Genomic DNA, 20105 nt, shown 5'->3' with positions numbered 1-20105 from the left:
GCAACTTTTGTTTTATTTTATGATTCCATCATATAAAATAAAAGTTGCTCAAACTACATCAATTTTAATTGCGCAAGGAACTATTTTAATCACTTGGCACGCAGAGCCGCCTTATGCTTTCTCCGCTTTCCCGCCGTCTTCCGCCGCATCCGTCCCGCCTTTCAATTCCACGATATACTGGATGGGAGTCTGTTTTTCATATTGCTTGAACACCTTTCCGAAATAATGCATATCGCTGAACCCCACCTGCAGGGCGGCCTGGGAAACGTTGAGCTCTCCCTGGCGGAAAATCTCTTTTGCCTTTTTGATCCTCGTGATGTTCAGAAATTCAATGATCGTATGCCCGGTCTGCTTGCGGAAAAGCGTGGATAAATACTGGGGAGTGAAGAAAAAAGCCTGCGACAGGTCGTCGAGGGAAATTTTCTGCATATAATTCGTTTCCAGATAGGACTTCACTTCGTCCGCGATCCGCTTTTTGCGGATGCTGTTGATCCGTTTGATGCTTTTGATCCGCTGCTCCGGCTCGTCCTGAGCACGGCACAGCAAAACAAGCAGGTTCAGCACCAGCGCCCGCAGGTTCAGCAGATAGCCCTTAGAGCGGAAGGTCACCTCGGAAAGCATATTCTCACAAATCTTATAAATCTCACGCGAATACCACGTCGAGATCACGCCCCTGTGCCCGATATAATCGGTTATATCGATCTGGCGTCCCACATTCGTAAAATCAACGCAAAGGAAAAAAACCTCAAAATCCCTGTCTGCCGGAGCAATCTCGCGGTGCCGCACTCCCGCCGGGATAATCACGACGTCGCCTTCGCGCGCCGGGGTCTCTTTTCCCTCTATTTCGTAAACAAGCTGTCCGCGCATCACATAGCTGATGTCGCACCAGTCATGCACATGCGTAACCCCGGAAAGGCCCTCTTTATTGCTCAGCGTGGCAATACTGACAAACTTCATTTCAAGGACAGGGAGCAGTTCGTTCGGTACGTTCTTGGAAAGGTCCTTCGCCCCGACGATCCCTGCCGTTTCCCGGTTTTGCTGCGACAGCAGGTGGTTGAACACGCCTTCTTCGCTCATGACCGGCGTATCTTCCAATGTGCGCTCCGACGGCTGGTATTTTTCTTGATCCAATGATATTCACTCCTTCACAGCGGGCTTGCCGCATGGACGTCTCGAATGGCAGGCGTCAATATTATAGTACCATTTTGCGCATTTCCGCTCAAGAACCGAAAAGTTAAAATTGCGGCTCCGTTTCCGAAAATGCAGAAAATATTACCATAACCGCTTTATTTGCTGCATTGACTCGCCCCGTGCCCCATGTTAGAATTCCTGCCATAAGGAGGCTCTGAACATGGTAAAATTACTCGGCAAGGATTATTCTAAAGAGGATTTCCGGCGTTACTGCGTCAATATTTCGCAGGTCGCTGGAATTACGGAAACTGTCTACCAGGACGGGCGGGCCCGCGGAATGCGCGCCCTTCGCGTCCGCAACGGCAGCGGGCTCGATTACACCCTTCTCCCGGACCGGTGCATGGATATTGCGCAGCTTTCTTTCAGAGGCGTCAATATCGGCCTACTGACGCGCAACGGACTGTGCGCTCCCCAGCAAACGGCGCCAGTCCCGGGTGAATTTGACCGCTACTTCAGCGGCGGGATGCTTACGACCTGCGGCCTTAAAAACTGCGGCCCAGAGGAAACGGACGAATACGGACGGTTTGCCCATACGCACGGCCGCATCAACACCCTCCCCTGCGAGCAGTCGTGGCATTATTCCCGTTTTTCGGGCGGCGACTATGTGCTCTGCGCCCACGCCGTTACCCGGGATACTGCGCTCGAAGGCTATAATTTGTCCCTTACGCGGGAGATCTCTACGCAAATGTCCGAAAATGAACTGAAAATTACGGATGAAATAGAAAACTGCGATTATAACGATACCGATTACCTGATTTTATACCATTTTAATTTCGGCTTTCCCTTCCTCAGCGAAGACTTACAGGTGCGCATCCCGACCGGAGGCAGGAGGCCCCGTCCCCGCAACGAGGACGCCCGGCGGACGCTGGATGTATGGGACCGGTTCGAGCCTCCTGCGGATAATGCTGCCGAAAGCGTGTATTTTCATTCCCCGGAGCCGGATAGGGACGGGACCTGCACGGTCCGCCTCGAAAACCCGGGACTGAAGATCGGGGTCGCCGTCTCCTATGAAACGGAGCACCTGCCGGTGCTCACGCAATGGCGCTGCACGCGTTCCGGCGAATACGCCCTCGGGATCGAACCGTCAAACAACGAGATCTCCGGTATGCAAAACGAACGCCATGAAGGCCGCTCCATGCCGATCCCGGCGGGCAGCAGGCACCGTTTCCGCCTCGCTTTGCGCTGCTACGACCTGTAACAGCATTTGATATCCCCGTGGGCAGGCCTTTCTTGGGCCGCCCGCGGGGATTTTTTATTTCTCAGAGGCAGAGGTTCTTTCCGTCCTCCCTGCCGAACAGGTGGACGACATTGCCGCCGAATTCCATCTTGATACCCATCCCATGAGTAAAAGCGGAACGTCCTTCATCCTGCGCATCCGCAGTCGGTACGACGACGACCACATCCTTACCGTTGACATCGGCATGCAGGTGGATCGACGTCCCCATCATTTCCGACAGGTCCACAACGGCGGGAACGCATGCGTCGTCGTCTTCCCGGCCGATTGTGATGTGTTCCGGACGGATGCCAAGCACGATTTCCTGCTCCGGAACGTCCCGCGTGCGCAGCAAAGCCTGTTTTTCTTCCGGCAGGCCAAACCGCACGCCGTTTACAGAAACGGAATATCCTTCCCCGCCGCGCAGCAGCTTTGCGTCGAAGAAATTCATCTGCGGCGAACCGATGAACCCTGCGACAAAGATATTCGCCGGATGGTCGAACACTTCCTGCGGCGTTCCGATCTGCTGGATGAAGCCGTCGTTCATGACGACGATCCGGTCGCCGAGCGTCATCGCTTCCGTCTGGTCGTGGGTCACATAGATAAAGGTGGTGTCCACTTTCTGGCGGAGCTTGATGATCTCCGCCCTCATTTGGTTACGCAGCTTCGCGTCGAGGTTTGAAAGCGGTTCGTCCATCAGGAACACCTGCGGCTGGCGCACGATAGCCCGGCCGATGGCGACGCGCTGGCGCTGGCCGCCGGACAGCGCCTTCGGCTTGCGGTCAAGATATTCCGTAATATCCAGTATCTCCGCGGCCTCCTGTACCTTTCTTTTGATTTCATCTTTTGGAATCTTCCGCAGCTTGAGGGCAAACGCCATGTTTTCAAATACCGTCATATGGGGATATAGTGCATAGTTCTGGAAAACCATCGCGATATCGCGGTTCTTGGGCTCTACGTCGTTCACCATGTTGTCGCCGATGTACAGCTCGCCCTCCGTGATCTCCTCGAGCCCCGCAATCATGCGCAGCAGCGTCGATTTCCCACAACCGGAAGGACCGACCAGGACGATGAATTCCTTATCCGCAATATCGAGGTTGAAGGCCTGTACCGCGACAACGCCCTGCTCCGTAATTTGCAGGTTGCTCTTCTTCGCGCCCTCTTCCTTTGTCCGCTTCTTTTTTTTCACCGCGCCGCCGGCATGCGGGTACACCTTCTTAATGTTCTTCAAAATTACGTTTGCCATATTCTTTGGCTCTGGCGCATCAGCCTCCGCAAAACACGCCTCGCGTACAGATACTCCACCGTACGCATTATAGCAGGTCTCCACACTGCTACACCGCAAGCCATACGGATCTATATCCTCCTTTATTTAACGCCGCCGCATTAATGTGTGGAGTAATACGGCAGCGCTGTAGTCATATGAATTGGTAAATCCAACATTACAAATTTAACGGTTCTTTGCCGAAAAGAACATCCGTATCCCGGATGCGGCGAATGTTTTCGAGCCTCTTGATAGTTTTTATTTTATCGGGATGTTTCCTCCCTGTCAATATTTTTTTGATCGTTTCTTTCATTTTTTATATTTTTTGATCGTTTCTTTCATTTTTTTGCTTGACCTTTGTCATTCCCGTGCTATAATAAATCTATAAAAAACGAATCTGAGGGACACCGATATGAACAAAAAGGCATCTCGCGAAGAATATATTCTCAATGCGCTGCAATCCGCGAACCGTATGACGACCGGAGAAGCGGCGAATGTCTTGGGAATCTCGGAGGCCACCGTACGGCGGATATTCTCGGACCTGGAAAAATCCGGGAAGGTCGTCCGCAACTACGGCGGGATACAATTGGCGGAAAACACGCCCTCTTATTCTTTCGAACAGAGGGAAAAGATATTTCAGCAGGAAAAAATTGAAATTGGCCGTTTAGCGGCAGCGGCGGTCATGGATGAGGATACCATTTACCTCGACTGCGGCACGACGATATTCCAGATGGCGCTTGCCCTGAGCGTCCGCATCGCAAAGAATGAATTTTCGTCCCTGCGGATCATCACAAACTCCATCGCCAATACGCAGGCTATCGTCCCCTCCCCAAGCTGCAAGGTCTACCTGATCGGCGGTGAATACAACGACAGGCGGCGGGATTTTTCCGGACCGCTGACAGAGAAGTACCTTTCTCCCTTCCATTTTACGAAATGCTTCCTCGGATGCGACGGTATGCACATACAATCGGGATTTTCTTCCAACCAGATCGATATTTCAAGCCTGAACACCCGTGTAATCGAGCGCTCGGACGCCAAATACGTATTGCTCGACAACAGCAAGTTCAACCAGTGCTCGCTGATCGCTTATGCCGGCTTGTCCGAAATCGACGGGATTTTCACCAATACGCCCCCGGATATTTCTCTGCAGGAAATGCTTTCGGCAAACGGACTTAAGGTATTGGTCCCGGACGTTTCCCGCTGAGCCCGGACCGATCGGGAACTATATAAAAGGAGAGGTTTTCTTATGAACCCTAATTTAATGGCTATTGTCAAAAATTCTTTTGCGATTGAATCGGAGTGCCTCGCGCAGGCGTTTTCCTTCCTCGACGGGGCGGAATTTGAAAAAGCCGTGGCGGCTTTGTGCCGGGCGGAGCGGATCGCGGCCTCAGGATGCGGCCATTCCGGGATCGCCTGCCGGCATTTCGCCCACCTGATGTGCTGCGTCGAACGCCCCGCGCGTTTCATTTCCCCCGCCGAGGCAGTGCACGGCGCCACCGGCTTCCTGCTTGAAGGAGATGTTATCCTGCTCGCCTCCAGGGGCGGCAAAACGGAGGAGCTTCTGCCGATCCTCGATATCTGCAAAACGCGGGGCGTTACCGTGATCTCCGTTACGGAAGACCTCGATTCCCCGCTCGCAAGGAATGCGGATATCGTGCTTCGCATGTACGTAAACCGCGAAGTGGACCCGTATAACTGCCAGGGAACGACCAGCTTTATCAGCCTGTCGGCGATCTTCGACGCGCTTCAGGCCGCTGTAATATCGGCAACGGATTACCAAAATGAAAAATTTGCCGTCGTTCATCCCGGCGGAGCGGTGGGCAAGCGTTTGAACCAAAGATAAAGTGCAAAATCCTATTAACATAATCCAAAGGAGAATACCATCATGAAAATGTATCAAGACAGCATTGCCGTCCAGTCCGAAGGGCTGCACCCCACCTTTCACAACATCACGGCAGAGATCAAGGAAATCCTTGCGAAATCCGGTATCAAAAATGGCCTGCTTACCGTATATTCACACCATACGACCTGCTCGGTCATGATCCAGGAATGCTCGCACGACAAGACCTACTTCGGCCTGGAATACCTCCAGCAGGACCTGTGTAACCTTATGGAGCAGCTTGTGCCCACCTGCCGGGTGGAGAACCAGTACCTGCATCCGGGTCCCAAGCACATCGAGTTCGGCGACAGCGTAGGCGAGCCCGGACCCTGGACCAGCCTGAACACCGACGCCCATTTGCGCTCCTGCTTCTTCGGGCGTTCCGAGAGCATCCAGGTGGAAGACGGAGCTCTGGACCTCGGCGAGTTCGGTTATGTATATTTCATCGATTGGGACCAGGTACGCGGGCGCAAGCGCACCGTTAAAATTACGGTGATCGGCGAATGATCTACGCGCCCGGCAGACATATGAATCAGGAGAAAACTGGAATGAAGCCAAAAATCCGCACACCATTTTTTGAAACCAGCGTGAAAAATTATATCTATGGCGACGATGTTTACAACTTTGCAAAGGCTGCGGACAACGCCGCAAAAAAATATGACGTGGACGTGTTGTTTATCGCGCCTTATACGGAAATCCGCCGCATTGCGGAAGGCACGGAACGGTTGGTCGTCCTCGCGCCTTATATGGATGTAATTCGCCCCGGCCGCGGCATGGCCGACGTGCTTCCCGAGGCGCTCAAGGCGGCGGGGGCACGGGGCGTCGTCCTCAACCACTGCGAGCGCCCCATGACGCTTTCGCACATCAAAAAGGGCATCGACCGCGCAAATGAGCTGGATATGCTGTCCTTTGTCTGCGCGGATACGATCGCCGAGGCGTGCGCCATCGCCGAACTGCATCCCGACATTATCAACCCGGAGCCAAGCGAATTAATCGGCACGGAAAACGCCAGCGACATGAGTTATGTAAAGGAGGCCGTCCGGGCGGTGAAGGCGATCGGCCCGGATATCATGGTGGAGCAGGCGGCCGGGATCACGACCGCGCAGCAAATTTATGATTTTATTATGGCAGGTTCGCAGGCGGCCGGATCCGCATCGGGTATCCTGCGTTCCAAAGACCCGTATGCGCTGCTTGACGAAATGGTCCGTTCCGTAAAACAGGCGGGCGAAGACCTCATTGGCAATAAACAGTAAGGAGAATTCTTATGGTTTACCGTGAAGAACTTAAGGTGCAGGGCAGGCCCAATATTACGACGTTTTCCAATGTTACGGAGCCTGTCCGGGAAATAACCAGGCGTTCCGGCATCCAAAACGGCATTGTCGTTATTTATTCGCACCACACGACCTGCTGCGTTATCACGCAGGAGGCGGCGTTTGATATGTCGATGACCGGCCTCGAGACGCTGCAGCAGGATTTTGTAGACGTTATGGAAGATATGATCCCCGCCTGCAGCAGAGAGGGTATTTACCTGCATCCCGGCCCCAAGGCGCTGAAATTCGCAGAAGAGCACGGCGAAGATGCGCGGGGCTGCCATAATACGGATGCGCACCTCCGTTCCGCTCTCGTCGGGCGAAGCGAGACCATCGTGCTAATCGACGGACAGATGGACCTCGGCGAGTTTGGTTACGTATATTTCATTGACTTTGACACCACACGTCCGCGCGAACGGACGGTCCAGGTACAGGTGATCGGGGAATAACCGCCCTGTCTGCAGGGGCGGTTTTCGCTCCTCCCCCGGACTGATCGCATCCTCCGGGTATGCGTATATTAGAAAAATCCGAACCGTTCGAAAAGGTTCGGATTTTTTCGTGCGGAAGGCCTATGCGCCGCCGCCTGCTTACGCCTTCGTAAGGACCGGCCATATAACGATCAGATACATGATGAGAAAGAAGCCTGTGTAGCAGGCCATAAACACAAGCAGTTCCTTTCCCTTTCCAGGCTGCGCGAAATGTTTTTTCAGGATGCCGATAAAGCGCCGTGGTTTGAGGATATCCCAGCTGTTGAAGCGCAGATACCGCCCGATATAGACGCCGAAGCTAATCAGCAGAAAAACTACGGAAATAATGATCCAGAGATTTCTATTGTTGACGAGCCCCAAGTCGAACGCGTTGATCGGGTGGACGATTGTCCCATAGATCAGCTGGAGCATCATCACATTGAGCAGAGTATTCATCACGCCGGACATGGCCAGGGACAACACGGCGATAATATCATACCACATGGGCACTTCCTTTTTATCCACCGTCCGGTGGTTCAAGTTAAGCTCCGTAACCAAGTACCCGGCATTCGGAAGAAGAAGCAGCCATAGGGCCACCCCGGCGATCCCAGTCACAAAGCCTAAGAATGTGTTCACATAAAGCAGAACAGCAGCCATCAGTAATATCGTCGCAATCAGCACCAAAAGCGGCAGCAGGGACAGGCCCATGTTCTTCAGCATCGGTTTATAGAGTTTCACCCCAAAAAGCTTGGGACGCAGTAAAGTGAGCAATACCGCGAACAAATTGATGGCGGCGATTCCCAGAATCAATATGAACATCATCTTTCCCTTCCCATCACGATAATTTCAACATAAACGCTTATGCCCGCTCTAAACGCTTATATTGACGGAACCAGGGAAAAGCAGAGAGAAACAGGCTGTTAACTTCTTTTATTCCGGCGCCGTAGTAAACGGAAGCGATTGCGATATTTATCTCCCGGCTGATCTTTTCGCAAAATAAAAACCGCCAGCAATGAAGCTGGCGGCGTGTTGCCCGAAGTTGGGCTACAAATGGTGACCCCACCGGGAATCGAACCCGAGTTTCAGCCGTGAGAGGGCTACGTCTTGACCGCTTGACCATGGGGCCATCTTTTTCGATAGCACTAATAATTTTAGTAGATAACCGCCAATTTGTCAATATAAAAATACGCCGATCCGAAAAAAACGGACCGGCGGCAATTCAATATTTCGTCAGGTAATGCTGGCGTTCCCATTCATGGACGCAGGTGGAGTAATCGGCCCACTCCTGCTTTTTGCCCTTGAGGTATTTTTCATACGTCCCGTTGCCGAGGACTTCCCGCATCAGCGGATCTTCCTTAAAATCGTTGATCGCGTCGAACAGGTTCTGGGGGACCCGGCGGATCATATGCTTTTTCTTTTCCTCTTCCGACAAGGTATAAATATTCTTATTCACCGGCGGCGGCGGCGTAAGCCCCCCGCGTATTCCCTCGAGCCCGGCCGCAAGCGCGCCCGCGTAAGCGAGGTAGGGATTGGCCGTCGGGTCCGGGTTGCGCATTTCGATCCGGGTCGCCGCGCCGCGCGCAAACGGCACGCGGATCAGCGGGCTGCGGTTCTTTGCCGACCACGCAATATAGCACGGAGCCTCAAAGCCCGGCACAAGGCGCTTGTAAGAATTGATCGTCGGGTTCGTGAGCAGCGACAGGCCGCGCGCATGCTTTAGGACGCCCGCCATAAAACCATACGCCTCTTTGGAAAGCCCCAGTTCGTCGGATTTATCGCAGAATGCGTTTCCCTCCCCTGTGCACAGGGACATATTGATATGCATCCCGCTGCCGGCGATGCCGTAAATCGGCTTGGGCATAAACGTCGCGTGACGGTGATGGTTCTGCGCGATACGCTTGACGACGATCTTAAAGGTCATAACGTCATCCGCCATTTTGAGCGCGTCGCCGTATTTAAAATCGATCTCGTGCTGCCCTGCCGCGCATTCGTGATGGGACGCTTCGATCTCAAAGCCCATTTCCTCCAGGGCAAGACAGATATCCCGCCGCGCCGCGCCGCCCATATCGAGGGGCGCAAGGTCAAAATACCCGCCGTCGTCGTTGGTTTCGATCGTTGCCTTATTATGCTCATCCTTGTGGAACAGAAAGAATTCACACTCCGGGCCGACGTCCATCGTGTAGCCCATTTCCTTTGCTTTGGCAAGCTGGCGTTTTAGAATATGCCGCGGGCACCCCTCATACGGCGTCCCGTCGGGCATATAAACATCGCAGATGAACCGCGCGGTGCGTCCCTTGGGGTTCGACCACGGAAAAATTTCAAACGTATCAAGGTCCGGAATCAGCATCATATCCGATTCCTCGATGCGCGCAAAGCCGTCGATGGACGAACCGTCGAACATGCATCCCTGCTCGATAATACTGTCGAGCTTCGAGGTCATGACCGTGATATTTTTCAGGATTCCAAAGATATCGGTGAACTGCAGGCGCAGAAACTTGATATCATTTTCATCGATGATTTTATGTAATTCCGCCTTGGTATATTTGGGCATTCTTTTTTCCTCCGTAATTCACGATAGTACTATTATATATGAAATCCGGCTATTTACGCAACCAATAATAAAAAGGCCTCCGCCGGAGGCCTTTATTTGATCTGCAATTATTCCGCTTCCCCGCTGATCGTTTCATCCGTTCCATCGGCATAGGTAACTGCTACGTCCTTGCCTGCAGGCAGCATGGAAATCCACGTGTTCCCGGGCGCAAGCGTAATCTCTTCCCCGCTTTCCAGCTTGTAGGAAGTCGCGCTGTCGTACGTCGGACGCTCCCATGTGCCTTTCATCAGCTTTCCGTGGATCACGAACAGCGCGTCGCCGCTACCTTTTACGTCCACGATCCTGCGGTCGCTTCCCGGTCCGTCGTCCGCTGCCGAATCGTTCACGAACTGAACGATCACATTCTGCACCTCGAGCTGGCCGCCCGTCGCGGCATCCGTATGCTCTTTTCCTCTCGTGGACCGGAGCAGCTTATCGCTGGAGCTGTCGTATTCATAAGACGCGAGCGGCGTTTTATTGCCGAAGAAATACAGCCCGATTTCCGAAATTTCCGGCTGATCCGCATAATCCTGCTGCGGATAGAACGTGAAGGACTGGAGCGCCTGCGGCTCGTAATCGTAAATGTCGAGCGCTTTCATCAGGTCGATGGCTGCATATTCCGACTGAGAATGCCCGTCCTTCAAAGGAAAGAACAGTCCTTCGTTCGACGCATGCTTGCCCGCGCCGTTGATGCGCTGCTTGATATGCTCGCTGCTGGATCCCCAGATATCGGTTTCATCCTTTGACGTCTGGTCCGGGCCTCCCATATGTACATAAAGGGCGTCCCATTCTTCCTGGATCCACTGGTGATAATACCTCGATGAACGCACTGGACCGACGGTCAGTTCACCCGGGGCATCCACGCCGTTGACCGCATCATTATAGAGTGCGGTAAGCCGCGTATCGCTGCCGTCGACGTCCGTCTCATAGACGATATCCGCATAGCTGATCCCGGTCTGCGGACGGGCTGCATCCGCATTGTCGATCTGCACCATGACCGGCTTATACGCCGTATTTCCTTCAAGCCCCGTTGTGGGGGATATATCCGTCGGGACGGCATCCGGCGTGGCGCTTGCCGTCTGCGCAGGCTGCGGCGTTTCCGCCGCGATCACCGTCGGCTGGACGGACGGCTCCTCCTCCGCCGGCTTGGAGCAAGCCGCAAATATGCTGCATGCCATAAGCACCGCAAGCATTACAATTAGAATTTTCTTCATAAAATACAGAACCTTTCCTTTTGTTTTCCCTTCGGCCGCATAGAACGGCCCATTCGCAGTTTCTGAATTTAGTCTGCAAAACCAGATATTATTATAGCACTTGCTTCATACTTTTTAAACACTTTTGTAAAAATTTAAGATTCGTCCGCCCGGCAGCCGTTTATAGGGATTTTGCTTGAAGAACACGCCGGAGTATGATATGTTATAGATAATCGGCGGAGGTTTGCCCATGGCAAAGAAAAAAAGAACATTTCGTTTCAATCGAATAAAGGTGTTTGTTTTGCTGGGCGTGCTCGTGTATGCCAGTTTGACGTTCTTTAACCAGCAGACGATCCTCGCGGCCCAGCAGACCAAGCAGCAGCAATTGCTGGCAGAACAGGACGCCCTCAACAAAGAGATCGATTATTACAAAAACGAACGGGATTATATCGGCAGTGACGAATATGTGGAGCGCGAAGCGCGTGAGCGCCTCGGATGGCTGAAACCCGGGGAAAAGAAATATGTATTCCCGGAAAACGGCAGCGCAGCTCCGTCAGATGAGGCGGAGCCTTCCGCAGGAGCGTCAGATTTGCCGGATCAACCGGCACAGCCAAGCGAATAGGAAACGCCTGCCCGCCATATGGCCGGCAGGTTTTTTTAACAGGAGGAAATTTATGCAGTATGAAGGAAGCGTTTACCGTCCGCCAAGCGAGGCCCGCAGCTTAATCGTGCAGGCAACCATCGGCTGTTCCCATAACCGGTGCACATTTTGCGGTATGTATAAGGATAAACGGTTCCATATCCGCCCTGTGGAGGACGTCCTCGCGGACCTTGCGGAAATGGCGCGGCTTTATCCCGGCGTACGGCGTATTTTCCTCGCGGACGGCGACGCCCTCATCCTGCCGTCCGAAAAATTATTGGCGCTCCTTTCCCACATTCGTACGCTCTTCCCGGCTTGTACGCGCGTGGCGGTCTACGGTTCCCCGCGCAGTATTTTGCAAAAGACTGCCAGAGAGCTAAAAGAATTGCGGGCGGCGGGACTCGGGATCGTCTACCTTGGCCTGGAATCCGGAAATAACGAGGTCCTCCGGCGCATCCGCAAGGGAGTGACGGCGGAGGAAATCACCGCCGCCGGCCTGCGCGTGAGGGAATCGGGAATCCTCCTTTCCATCACAGCCGTCAACGGTCTCGGCGGAAAAGAACTTTGGCGGGAGCACGCGGCCGGCACCGGCAGGGTATTCACCACGGTGAAGCCCGATTATATCGGCCTGCTGACCTTGATGCTGGAGGAGGGCACGCCCCTTTGCGCTGACGTCAGGGAAGGACGCTTCCAGGTTTTGACCCCGGAGGAGGCCGCCCGCGAAACGCTGGTCATGCTGGAGCATATGGATTGCGAGGGCAGTATATTCCGCAGCAACCATGCGTCAAACTATGTGCCGCTGGGCGGAACGCTCAACCAGGACCGTCCTGCCATGATCCGCGCTTTGAAGGACGCCCTTGAGGGGCGTAGGGCATACAAAAAGGAATATTTGCGGATGCTTTGACCCTTACCGGACCGTCCGGGCCGCAGGGAATCTGCCCGGGAAGCGCGCCGCCTGTGAATTAAAATTTTTCTTTTGCCGTTTATTCCGTCCTTGATTGGTTAATTTATAGAGACCATAAACTGTGACGGGAAAGGAGCAAAGACATGGAACGGCACGCAAAAATCAACAATCTGCAAAACGAAATCGCCGCAGAAAAAAACGCGGCGGCGGAAAAACTGGCCCGGATCGATGCAAAAAGAAAGATCACGGAGTTAAAGGAACGGAAAAAGATTACAAAGATGGAAAAAAAACGGGATGTAGAGACGAAAAAAGCCGCGTTGGAAAATACGCGTGAACGCAATCAGGCCAGGCTGGAACAGCGAAGGCGGGAAAAGGATGCGGCGGGCGAATACCGCGACAGCGTCAGAATGGATAAGTAAATAAACGCCATCCGTAAAAAATTTTATGCGGATGGCGTTTATTCATAATTTCTTAATAATTTTAATATTTAATATTCATAAATCTGTTTTATACTATAAATATAAGATTTTTTTCATATTCTTCCTCATAACGCGAGCGCCTCAGGGCGCTCCTTTATTTTGTCATGGGGAACGCCGCAGGTTCGAGGGCCGTATGGGGTCTGCGAAGCAATGCAGGTTGTTTCCGTGCCTTATCGTCTTGTTTTCAGATGCAGAATATCCTCGACAATAATGCGGACGGCCGGTTTCAGGCTCCCTTCTACAACGATCGCCCGGTTAATAATACGCAGGATAAGGCCGTTCAGTATTGCGTTTACCGCATCGAATATATCATTATACTTTTTTTTCGGAACGCCGCAGCGGGTAAAGTAATCTTCCGCAACCGCCCTGAAATTAACCCGGATCCGTTCGCGCCTCTCTGTTACGTATTCGTTGGCCTGTCCCCTTCCCTCACCCGAATAAAGCAATATCCCATAATTGGAATTTTTCACCAAAAAACGGATCGATTCTTCAAAAATTACCAAAAATGGCTCTTCCCCATTCCGTTTCCTGACCATCTCATTCAGATAGTCGCCCAGTTGTACGAGCACCTCCGTAATGATATTTTCCATGAGGTCTTCCTTATTTTTAAAATAACGATAGGGCGCCTGATGTGTAAAACCGCATTTTTCCGCCATTTTCCTCGCAGAGAAGGCTTCGATTCCTTCTTCCTTTATCATGCCGAGCGCCATTTTGAGCAGAGTCTCTTTGGTTTTATTGAATTCGCCGTGCCTTGTCATTTTTCCCCCCCCTTGTCTATCGTTCCATCGATACAGGAGAGTCCTGTTTTCAGAATCCCCATGACGTGTTCCCCCGCGTTTTCACTGTTTTTGTCAACCGTATACGGCATCCCTTCCATCAGCGCCGCCAGAACCATCTGCTTATAAAGCTTTGTGCTCCGGCCCTGGTTTTCATCGATCACAAGCGGATAATCCATAATATACTGCCAAATCTCCCCATCGTCCTCAATATAATACTGCGTCATTGGCGCTTTGGAAAAAATCTGGTTCAAAAGGTGGAAATACCGCCCATAATAAGAATAGTATTCTTTTTCCAGTTTTATCAGCCTTTGCAGCGGTTCCTTTTCCCGCAGGACATCATCGGAATAAAGACGCCTCATCATACCGCGGAGAATCCTGTGCTTGATTTCGTTCATAAAATCGTTTGCGTCTTCAAAATAATTATAGGGGCCTTTCGGCGACATTCCACATTCCTTCGCGATCCTGCGGATCGAAAAATTCCCGATTCCTTCCCTGCGAATAATCTCAATTCCCTTGTCAATCAATTTTTTCCTTGTTTCCCTGCTTTTTTCCGCCCTCATTGTCCCATCTACTTTCTTCTGATATATTGCTATTATCATAGCACATAAAACAATCCTTATCTATTCACGTATCGTTTCTCGTTTATAGTTTTAATTTGGATACGGCCTTACCGCGCGTCTCCCCTGCCGCCCGCGAAAGGCACACGCAAGTTCCTATTTTATTTGTAAGCGCGTTTTTCAATTTTACACATGCTATTTTCCCCTGCCGGAGCGGCTTTCCCTTGCCGGCAGGAAAGGCCGGACCGTTCCCGGCCCTCCCGCATCTCATAAATCCACAGTTTCGATCTTCGCGCGTTTTTCCGCATTCGACGTTCTTGTATAGATCCGCGTCGTATCTATGCTGGTATGACCCAGCACGTCGGCAAGCGTTACGATATCGTTTGTCTTCTCGATAAACCGTTTCGCAAACAAATGGCGCAGGTTATGGGCAAATAATTTCTCCCGCGGAATCCCGACCTTTGTTCCAAGCTCCTTCATGGCCGCACAGATATAGGCCCGGCTGATTACTTCCCTGCCGTTACGCCCTTCAAAAATCACGCCTCCCATGATATCGTTGTTTTCGCAATAATACTCCAGCATCCTGCGGATATTCTCTTTCAGCACCACGTTGCGGATTTTTCCCTTGTTAATAATACGGGCTTCTCCATGTTTTACCGCATCCACCGTAATATATTTTAACTCGCCCACGCGAATACCCGTTCCGGCAAGGGTGCGGATAATGTAGTACATCTTTTCATTTCTCACTTTTGCCGCCATCAGCAGCTTTTTATACTCGGCCATGGTCAATACATTTTCCACGCTGTTGGATTTCTGCTGTTTCAGCTTTTTAAGCTTCATCGGTTCCATTCCCAGAAAGGCAAAAAGGCCGTTCAGAGAGCTGATTACCAGATTGATCGTTGACGGAGAATATTTGGGCAGCAACCATTGTTTGAACTCAACAAGCTCGATCTTGCCAAGTTCTTCCAGCTTGCGCTCGTCACGGATATAGCGGATAAACGTATCGATATGCCGTGAATAAGCCCGCACCGTGTTTTTTGCTTTTTCCTGCATCAACAGATGCTCTAAATATTCTTTCTTCTTTTTCTCCACTGTTTTTAAGGTTATAATTTTTCCCATCGCTGCCTCCCTGTTTTATTGCGTTAATCCACGCATAATTAACATAACCTCAAAATATGGACAAAGCGTGTATGGTTTTTGAATAGGATGTTTCCGCCACATTAAAATAATACAACGCATGGACCGCAGGGTACTAAATGAAAACAGTTGCCAATTATTATAAACTAAATACAGGCGGAAGCCAGAAAAAAGACACAAAGCATAAACTTTTGCACCGCGCATATACAAAAAAACTGCTGCATTTTATCTACAGCAGAGGCTTTACGAAGGTCCATCCATTACGTCTTATACGGGTATCCCGCTTATTTCTATTTACAGCAGCAGGCTATTCCTTTGTTTTCCATTTCCGCGGGCTTCATATCCCGGCTTGCAGCACTTTTTCGCAGCTTTGCTTTGCCCGCGCCAGATATTCTTCCGGCGGGACGGCTGGCGCCAGATATCCACGCGCCGGATCCTTGTCAAGCTTTTCCATATCAATGGGGTAACAGGCTTCCAGCATCAGAGAGCCTGCAAAATTTGTTTCCCCGATTTTTTCCATGAAAGCGGCCCAATCCACTGTGCCTTCATAGGGCAAGAGATGTTCGTCTGCCTTTCCGTTATTGTCATGTACGTGGAGGGCGAATATCCTATCCCGATGGCGGTCCAGCAGGCCAAAACCGTTGGCTGCCGTCAAATGGTTATGGCCTGTATCAAAACAAAGCCCGACATAGGGATTGCCGTTAAAGTGGTCCAGAATACGCATAAGCCCGTTTTGGTCACAAATGTTTTCTATCGCAAGGTGGATTCCCCTCCTTGCGCTTTCGCCGGCGATACGCTCCATACGCGCAATGAACACGGCCCAGTCACCAGCGGGAGGCGCCTGCCGTTCAAATGGGTGCATCACTACGGTCCGTATTCCGCTTGCTGCTGCTCCGGCGACCGCCCGGCAATACCGGGCACACAAGGCATCCCCGCTTAATCCGGGCCTCCACAATTCATCACATCCAAAATATGGCAAATGGGTATGTTCGATAAGAAGTCCCGCTGAAAGCGCCTGATCGAACTGTTCTTCTTTCCTTCCGTCCATTTCCAAAAACATATCGTCCCACCATGTGCACACTGTATCAAAGCCCGCATCCTTTATCAGCCGCAGCTTTTCCCGGAAGGGCAGCAGGAAGCCAAACCATGTATAGACCCCGCATTTTCTGATTTTCTTCTGTTGTCCCATAAGTCAATCTTATCCTGTCTGTTCCCGTTTCTGTACAAGCGCTGTTGCGGCGCCTGCAGCGGCGGACCTTTTCCCGCAGTATAAAAGGCACCCGCTTTCCGCCCCGCACAGCATTTTCTTATATTTTATCATAAATAACCGCCTCCTTCCGCGCAATCCCCTATTATCGTTTCTTCTGTTTTCCGCAGCGATATTTTATGCGCGGCAAGGCCGCCCGGCGCGTATAAATATATGCGGCAGCAGACGGGCGGCAAAAAATTATTATTTTGCTGTTCATTGCGTGGGAAAAGGGTATAATAATAGTACAACACGGCTATGGGAGAAACTTTTATGGCTCCTGCATTCAAAAAGCGCGGAATCAGTCCCGCGCAAATCCTGGTATTTGGCTTCGGTGGGATGATCCTGATCGGAGCATTTTTACTGTCCCTGCCCGCCGCTGTCGCAGACGGCCAGTCTCTGCGCTTTTTTGATGCGCTTTTCACGGCCACTTCCGCCGTATGTGTCACCGGCCTAAGCGTGTTCAATGTGGGCGCGACGCTCTCCCTGTTCGGCCAAGTGATCCTTCTGGTATTGATACAGTTGGGCGGGATTGGCTTTATGACAATGACCTCCCTGTTGTATATGATGATCGGAAGACGGTTTACGCTTCGCGACCGCCTCATCATACAAAATTCTATGACCCAAAATTCGGTCAGCGATTCCCGCCTCCAAGGCGTTGTGCGGATGACGCGCGATATTGTTGTCATGACCGCCGTGATCGAACTGTGCGTATTCCTTGCCTATGCGGCACGCTTTGTCCCACTGTTCGGCGTTTCCCGCGGACTTTACTGCAGTATCTTTCAGGCGGTTTCCTCTTTTTGCAATTCTGGTTTTGACGTTTTCGGCGCAGGTACCGGCTTGCAGCCTTATCTTGGCGATCCCGTCATTTATATCGCGACCATAAGCGCCATGTCGCTCGGAGGCATCGGTTTTTATGTCCTTCTGGACCTGTACCGCAAGCTGCGCAACAAGCGGCACCGTTTTATGCTGCATACTAAAACCGTTTTGTGCGTAAGCCTTTTTCTGGTTGCCCTCGGTTTTGCGCTCTTCCTGCTCTTTGAACACAACAATCCCCGCACACTGGGGCGGGATGATGTTCCAATACAGGACAAAGCTTCCTGGGCGCTCTTCCATTCCGTTTCCGCACGTACCGCCGGATTTGCCGCAGTTCCACAAGGCGACCTTACGCCCGCCTCCAAGATATTGACTGTGATCTATATGTTTATCGGTGCTTCCCCTTCGGGCACAGGCGGAGGGATCAAGACCACCACGGTGGCGCTGATGCTTTTATTCATTTTCTCCATCATTCGCGGGCGGGACGATGTTATATTATTCGGCCGGCGAATCGACAATGCCGTTGTTCTGCGTTCGGTTGCAATCGTTGCGCTCGGCATTCTCTTTGTGTTCACTGCCATCATCATTGTTTCGCTGATCGAATACGAACGGCCTATCACACTTTCCGATACGATTTATGAAGTCGTTTCCAGCTTTGGTACGGTTGGCATGACCTCCGCGGTTACCGCCAATTTCACCGACGCAAGCCGCGCCGTTTTCATAATCCTGATGTATGGTGGGAGGGTTGGTATTTTCACCTTTACAATGGCGCTTGCCGCACGTCTCGAGAATAGAAGCTCACGCGTCCGTTACCCCAAGGACCGCATCATGATCGGCTGAGCTTTAGAAAGCAAAAAGGCTTTTGAGGCAGTCGAAAAGCGGTATTTACTAGCTTTATTTTGTAAAATATAGATGCTTTTAGGTTTCTTCATTATTGAAATTTGCCTAGGAAAGCTGAACATAATGGGTGGCTACGTGATTGCCTCGACGATAATATTCAATTAAAATATCTCGTTTCCTATAGTTGATTTCGTAATAGACCCCCAAAACATAGCGGCAGACATGTTCTGGCAGACTATTTCCGTCATACGGCCAAACATCATCAAAAGTATCTTTTGTTAAGGCAATAAGGCGATCACAGTCATTTTGCTTATCTTGTTTACGAGCAGAAGATTTTTTCATCTCCAGTGCAATTAGATTATCCTGCTCTGGATGTTCACCACGGCTATGGAGAATTAGATCACAGTTAATCCGAATAATTTTTTGGTTATTTCCTCTGATCGTCTTGCAAATAGTTTTCAATGCTCCTTTATTTCTATTATATTCAACGTCGACAAAGTATCCATAAAAATTATCATTGTATGCTATCAACTCATGTAAACATAACATTAGAGCTCCACATAACCTTCGCTCGGAAAAATTATTATAAAATAATTGCTGGTTTGTGTTTATGAAGGTTTGATTAGCTCTTTCAAAGAGTTCAACCATTTCCTGATAAGTTTTCATAAAGCATCTCCTAATATCAAATATCCAAGTGATTATAGTCAGAATTTTTTATATCATCTGATTTAAGCTATTGCTGTAAAAAATTATATATTTAAAGTCATATCATTATAATCAATATAATCAATGCAAACAGCTAATAAAATTGTTCATACATCGGCGCAGGGAACATTTAAGCGTTTATCAAATTATTCGGAAGGCGAAAATGTAATCTCAGCAGGACATTCAGATTATGGAATTGCAGTCCCTGCTGAGCACTCTGCAATTTCATTATCACTCGTTTCAGTTGTATTCCTTAATTTATATCCTGATAGTGATAATCTTATCAATGCAAAAGTTTTACATGAATGGGTTGACGTAATACGAGATGCTTATTATGGCGCAGAGGAGCAATGTTTTCACGATGATAACGAGCATAGAGCTAAGAGGGTTGATGGAAGTGCTATTCATGTTGAAGAAATATGATAGCAAACTATAATATACATAATATAATCGAATTCAGCATATTACTATCAAATATCACTCATTTTTACGCAATCAGAGGCCAAAAGGAGGCCAAGGGCCGAACAAATGACAAAAGAACGGGAATAATAAAAGAGGCTAAAACCGCTTGGTTAAGCCTCTTCTTCATGGTTGCGGGGACAGGATTTGAACCTGCGACCTCCGGGTTATGAGCCCGACGAGCTACCAAACTGCTCTACCCCGCGACGTATTTTATGCGTCTCTTATTTAAGACAGCTTAATTATTATATAATAAGAATGTAAATAAGTCAAGAGTATGTTGGGATTAAAAGTCAATCTGGCATGATCATGAAATGTGATTGTATGTAGCATCATTTAGATTAATTAAGGTTGAGGGAAATAAGAGGGAATAATAATTATTGTAGATTTAATAATAAACTTCAGTTATAATGATTATGGATAGATAGCTTAGAGA

22 protein-coding genes and 2 tRNA genes are annotated in these 20105 nt (G+C 50.4%); 11 read left to right on the top strand and 13 right to left on the bottom strand.

Features of this window, described 5'->3' with window-relative positions:
- Window positions 1-111 precede the first annotated feature (111 nt).
- On the bottom strand, window positions 112-1131 hold the full coding sequence (locus B1H56_RS14110) for an AraC family transcriptional regulator (RefSeq protein ID WP_066523050.1): 1020 nt from the start codon (window positions 1129-1131) through the stop codon (window positions 112-114).
- Window positions 1132-1351: 220 nt separating this feature from the next.
- Here B1H56_RS14110 and B1H56_RS14105 point away from each other — a divergent pair, with 220 nt between their 5' ends.
- Window positions 1352-2389 carry a DUF4432 family protein gene (locus B1H56_RS14105; RefSeq protein WP_066523052.1) on the top strand — a complete coding sequence of 346 codons (1038 nt, stop codon included), beginning with the start codon at window positions 1352-1354 and terminating at the stop codon, window positions 2387-2389.
- A gap of 61 nt (window positions 2390-2450) precedes the next feature.
- On the opposite strand, the gene B1H56_RS14100 is transcribed toward B1H56_RS14105, so the two are convergent.
- Window positions 2451-3650 (bottom strand): ABC transporter ATP-binding protein, encoded by a 1200-nt coding sequence (locus tag B1H56_RS14100; protein WP_066523101.1) that lies wholly within the window; start codon window positions 3648-3650, stop codon window positions 2451-2453.
- Between the two features lie 430 nt (window positions 3651-4080).
- On the opposite strand from B1H56_RS14100, the gene B1H56_RS14095 reads away from it, so the two are divergent.
- From B1H56_RS14095 to B1H56_RS14075, 5 genes are read left to right on the top strand one after another with little or no spacing between them, the layout of a single operon-like run.
- A complete protein-coding gene (locus B1H56_RS14095) occupies window positions 4081-4872 on the top strand; it encodes a DeoR/GlpR family DNA-binding transcription regulator (RefSeq protein WP_066523056.1) in 792 nt (263 codons plus the stop codon).
- A 42-nt stretch (window positions 4873-4914) separates the two neighbouring features.
- Window positions 4915-5511 carry a KpsF/GutQ family sugar-phosphate isomerase gene (locus B1H56_RS14090; protein WP_066523057.1) on the top strand — a complete coding sequence of 199 codons (597 nt, stop codon included), beginning with the start codon at window positions 4915-4917 and terminating at the stop codon, window positions 5509-5511.
- A 42-nt stretch (window positions 5512-5553) separates the two neighbouring features.
- Window positions 5554-6054 carry a YjbQ family protein gene (locus tag B1H56_RS14085; RefSeq protein ID WP_066523058.1) on the top strand — a complete coding sequence of 167 codons (501 nt, stop codon included), beginning with the start codon at window positions 5554-5556 and terminating at the stop codon, window positions 6052-6054.
- 41 nt (window positions 6055-6095) lie between these two features.
- Entirely contained in the window at window positions 6096-6800 is a 705-nt protein-coding gene (locus B1H56_RS14080) for a triose-phosphate isomerase (RefSeq protein WP_066523102.1), read from the top strand.
- Window positions 6801-6811: 11 nt separating this feature from the next.
- A complete protein-coding gene (locus B1H56_RS14075; protein ID WP_066523060.1) occupies window positions 6812-7306 on the top strand; it encodes a secondary thiamine-phosphate synthase enzyme YjbQ in 495 nt (164 codons plus the stop codon).
- 138 nt (window positions 7307-7444) lie between these two features.
- Here B1H56_RS14075 and B1H56_RS14070 read toward each other — a convergent pair whose 3' ends face one another.
- From B1H56_RS14070 to B1H56_RS14055, 4 genes are all read right to left on the bottom strand, one after another.
- Window positions 7445-8146, bottom strand: coding sequence for a DUF1361 domain-containing protein (locus B1H56_RS14070; protein WP_066739688.1), 702 nt, complete (start codon window positions 8144-8146; stop codon window positions 7445-7447).
- Window positions 8147-8375: 229 nt separating this feature from the next.
- Window positions 8376-8450: transfer RNA gene (locus B1H56_RS14065), tRNA-Glu, on the bottom strand.
- A 93-nt stretch (window positions 8451-8543) separates the two neighbouring features.
- Window positions 8544-9875 carry a type I glutamate--ammonia ligase gene (gene glnA, locus B1H56_RS14060; RefSeq protein ID WP_066523061.1) on the bottom strand — a complete coding sequence of 444 codons (1332 nt, stop codon included), beginning with the start codon at window positions 9873-9875 and terminating at the stop codon, window positions 8544-8546.
- A 107-nt stretch (window positions 9876-9982) separates the two neighbouring features.
- Window positions 9983-11128, bottom strand: a complete 1146-nt coding sequence (locus tag B1H56_RS14055; protein WP_066523062.1) for a DUF3048 domain-containing protein — start codon at window positions 11126-11128, stop codon at window positions 9983-9985.
- A 229-nt stretch (window positions 11129-11357) separates the two neighbouring features.
- Here B1H56_RS14055 and B1H56_RS14050 point away from each other — a divergent pair, with 229 nt between their 5' ends.
- The 3 genes from B1H56_RS14050 (at window position 11358) to B1H56_RS14040 (ending at window position 13070) form a co-directional block, all read left to right on the top strand.
- The gene (locus B1H56_RS14050; RefSeq protein WP_066523064.1) at window positions 11358-11729 is read left to right on the top strand and encodes an FtsB family cell division protein; all 372 of its coding nucleotides are present in this window, start codon (window positions 11358-11360) and stop codon (window positions 11727-11729) included.
- 52 nt (window positions 11730-11781) lie between these two features.
- Window positions 11782-12651, top strand: a complete 870-nt coding sequence (locus tag B1H56_RS14045; protein ID WP_066523065.1) for a radical SAM protein — start codon at window positions 11782-11784, stop codon at window positions 12649-12651.
- A 143-nt stretch (window positions 12652-12794) separates the two neighbouring features.
- On the top strand, window positions 12795-13070 hold the full coding sequence (locus B1H56_RS14040) for a hypothetical protein (protein WP_066523066.1): 276 nt from the start codon (window positions 12795-12797) through the stop codon (window positions 13068-13070).
- Between the two features lie 230 nt (window positions 13071-13300).
- Here B1H56_RS14040 and B1H56_RS14035 read toward each other — a convergent pair whose 3' ends face one another.
- From B1H56_RS14035 to B1H56_RS15040, 5 genes are all read right to left on the bottom strand, one after another.
- Window positions 13301-13888 carry a TetR/AcrR family transcriptional regulator gene (locus B1H56_RS14035; protein ID WP_066523067.1) on the bottom strand — a complete coding sequence of 196 codons (588 nt, stop codon included), beginning with the start codon at window positions 13886-13888 and terminating at the stop codon, window positions 13301-13303.
- Window positions 13885-14508, bottom strand: a complete 624-nt coding sequence (locus B1H56_RS14030; RefSeq protein WP_082771038.1) for a TetR/AcrR family transcriptional regulator — start codon at window positions 14506-14508, stop codon at window positions 13885-13887. The genes B1H56_RS14035 and B1H56_RS14030 overlap by 4 nt, the downstream gene beginning before the upstream one ends.
- A 225-nt stretch (window positions 14509-14733) precedes the next feature.
- Window positions 14734-15585, bottom strand: coding sequence for a tyrosine-type recombinase/integrase (locus B1H56_RS14020; RefSeq protein WP_066523072.1), 852 nt, complete (start codon window positions 15583-15585; stop codon window positions 14734-14736).
- Window positions 15586-15940: 355 nt separating this feature from the next.
- Window positions 15941-16792, bottom strand: a complete 852-nt coding sequence (locus B1H56_RS14015; protein ID WP_066523073.1) for a sugar phosphate isomerase/epimerase family protein — start codon at window positions 16790-16792, stop codon at window positions 15941-15943.
- Between the two features lie 9 nt (window positions 16793-16801).
- Complete coding sequence (locus tag B1H56_RS15040; RefSeq protein ID WP_258107047.1) at window positions 16802-16924, bottom strand: hypothetical protein; 123 nt, start codon at window positions 16922-16924, stop codon at window positions 16802-16804.
- Window positions 16925-17122: 198 nt separating this feature from the next.
- On the opposite strand from B1H56_RS15040, the gene B1H56_RS14005 reads away from it, so the two are divergent.
- Window positions 17123-18505 (top strand): TrkH family potassium uptake protein, encoded by a 1383-nt coding sequence (locus B1H56_RS14005; RefSeq protein ID WP_066739686.1) that lies wholly within the window; start codon window positions 17123-17125, stop codon window positions 18503-18505.
- Window positions 18506-18610: 105 nt separating this feature from the next.
- Here the strand turns inward: B1H56_RS14005 and B1H56_RS14000 are convergent, their stop codons facing one another.
- Window positions 18611-19171, bottom strand: coding sequence for a hypothetical protein (locus B1H56_RS14000; RefSeq protein ID WP_066523077.1), 561 nt, complete (start codon window positions 19169-19171; stop codon window positions 18611-18613).
- A 123-nt stretch (window positions 19172-19294) separates the two neighbouring features.
- Between B1H56_RS14000 and B1H56_RS14710 the strand changes: the two genes are divergently transcribed.
- On the top strand, window positions 19295-19633 hold the full coding sequence (locus tag B1H56_RS14710) for a hypothetical protein (protein ID WP_147554727.1): 339 nt from the start codon (window positions 19295-19297) through the stop codon (window positions 19631-19633).
- A 165-nt stretch (window positions 19634-19798) separates the two neighbouring features.
- Here the strand turns inward: B1H56_RS14710 and B1H56_RS13995 are convergent.
- Window positions 19799-19875 (bottom strand) — tRNA-Met (locus tag B1H56_RS13995).
- Between the last annotated feature and the right edge of the window lie 230 nt (window positions 19876-20105).

Origin of the sequence: Christensenella minuta (genome assembly GCF_003628755.1) — a bacterium.
Classification (GTDB): domain Bacteria; phylum Bacillota; class Clostridia; order Christensenellales; family Christensenellaceae; genus Christensenella; species Christensenella minuta.
This window is presented reverse-complemented; position numbering and strand designations above follow the sequence as displayed.

Coding starts and splice junctions, on each gene's coding strand:
- B1H56_RS14105 (WP_066523052.1), top strand. CDS start 1,352: ATGGTAAAATTACTCGGCAAGGATTATTCTAAAGAGGATTTCCGGCGT.
- B1H56_RS14100 (WP_066523101.1), bottom strand. CDS start 3,650: ATGGCAAACGTAATTTTGAAGAACATTAAGAAGGTGTACCCGCATGCC.
- B1H56_RS14095 (WP_066523056.1), top strand. CDS start 4,081: ATGAACAAAAAGGCATCTCGCGAAGAATATATTCTCAATGCGCTGCAA.
- B1H56_RS14090 (WP_066523057.1), top strand. CDS start 4,915: ATGAACCCTAATTTAATGGCTATTGTCAAAAATTCTTTTGCGATTGAA.
- B1H56_RS14085 (WP_066523058.1), top strand. CDS start 5,554: ATGAAAATGTATCAAGACAGCATTGCCGTCCAGTCCGAAGGGCTGCAC.
- B1H56_RS14080 (WP_066523102.1), top strand. CDS start 6,096: ATGAAGCCAAAAATCCGCACACCATTTTTTGAAACCAGCGTGAAAAAT.
- B1H56_RS14075 (WP_066523060.1), top strand. CDS start 6,812: ATGGTTTACCGTGAAGAACTTAAGGTGCAGGGCAGGCCCAATATTACG.
- B1H56_RS14070 (WP_066739688.1), bottom strand. CDS start 8,146: ATGATGTTCATATTGATTCTGGGAATCGCCGCCATCAATTTGTTCGCG.
- glnA (WP_066523061.1), bottom strand. CDS start 9,875: ATGCCCAAATATACCAAGGCGGAATTACATAAAATCATCGATGAAAAT.
- B1H56_RS14055 (WP_066523062.1), bottom strand. CDS start 11,128: ATGAAGAAAATTCTAATTGTAATGCTTGCGGTGCTTATGGCATGCAGC.
- B1H56_RS14050 (WP_066523064.1), top strand. CDS start 11,358: ATGGCAAAGAAAAAAAGAACATTTCGTTTCAATCGAATAAAGGTGTTT.
- B1H56_RS14045 (WP_066523065.1), top strand. CDS start 11,782: ATGCAGTATGAAGGAAGCGTTTACCGTCCGCCAAGCGAGGCCCGCAGC.
- B1H56_RS14040 (WP_066523066.1), top strand. CDS start 12,795: ATGGAACGGCACGCAAAAATCAACAATCTGCAAAACGAAATCGCCGCA.
- B1H56_RS14035 (WP_066523067.1), bottom strand. CDS start 13,888: ATGACAAGGCACGGCGAATTCAATAAAACCAAAGAGACTCTGCTCAAA.
- B1H56_RS14030 (WP_082771038.1), bottom strand. CDS start 14,508: ATGATAATAGCAATATATCAGAAGAAAGTAGATGGGACAATGAGGGCG.
- B1H56_RS14020 (WP_066523072.1), bottom strand. CDS start 15,585: ATGGGAAAAATTATAACCTTAAAAACAGTGGAGAAAAAGAAGAAAGAA.
- B1H56_RS14015 (WP_066523073.1), bottom strand. CDS start 16,792: ATGGGACAACAGAAGAAAATCAGAAAATGCGGGGTCTATACATGGTTT.
- B1H56_RS15040 (WP_258107047.1), bottom strand. CDS start 16,924: ATGATAAAATATAAGAAAATGCTGTGCGGGGCGGAAAGCGGGTGCCTT.
- B1H56_RS14005 (WP_066739686.1), top strand. CDS start 17,123: ATGGCTCCTGCATTCAAAAAGCGCGGAATCAGTCCCGCGCAAATCCTG.
- B1H56_RS14000 (WP_066523077.1), bottom strand. CDS start 19,171: ATGAAAACTTATCAGGAAATGGTTGAACTCTTTGAAAGAGCTAATCAA.
- B1H56_RS14710 (WP_147554727.1), top strand. CDS start 19,295: ATGCAAACAGCTAATAAAATTGTTCATACATCGGCGCAGGGAACATTT.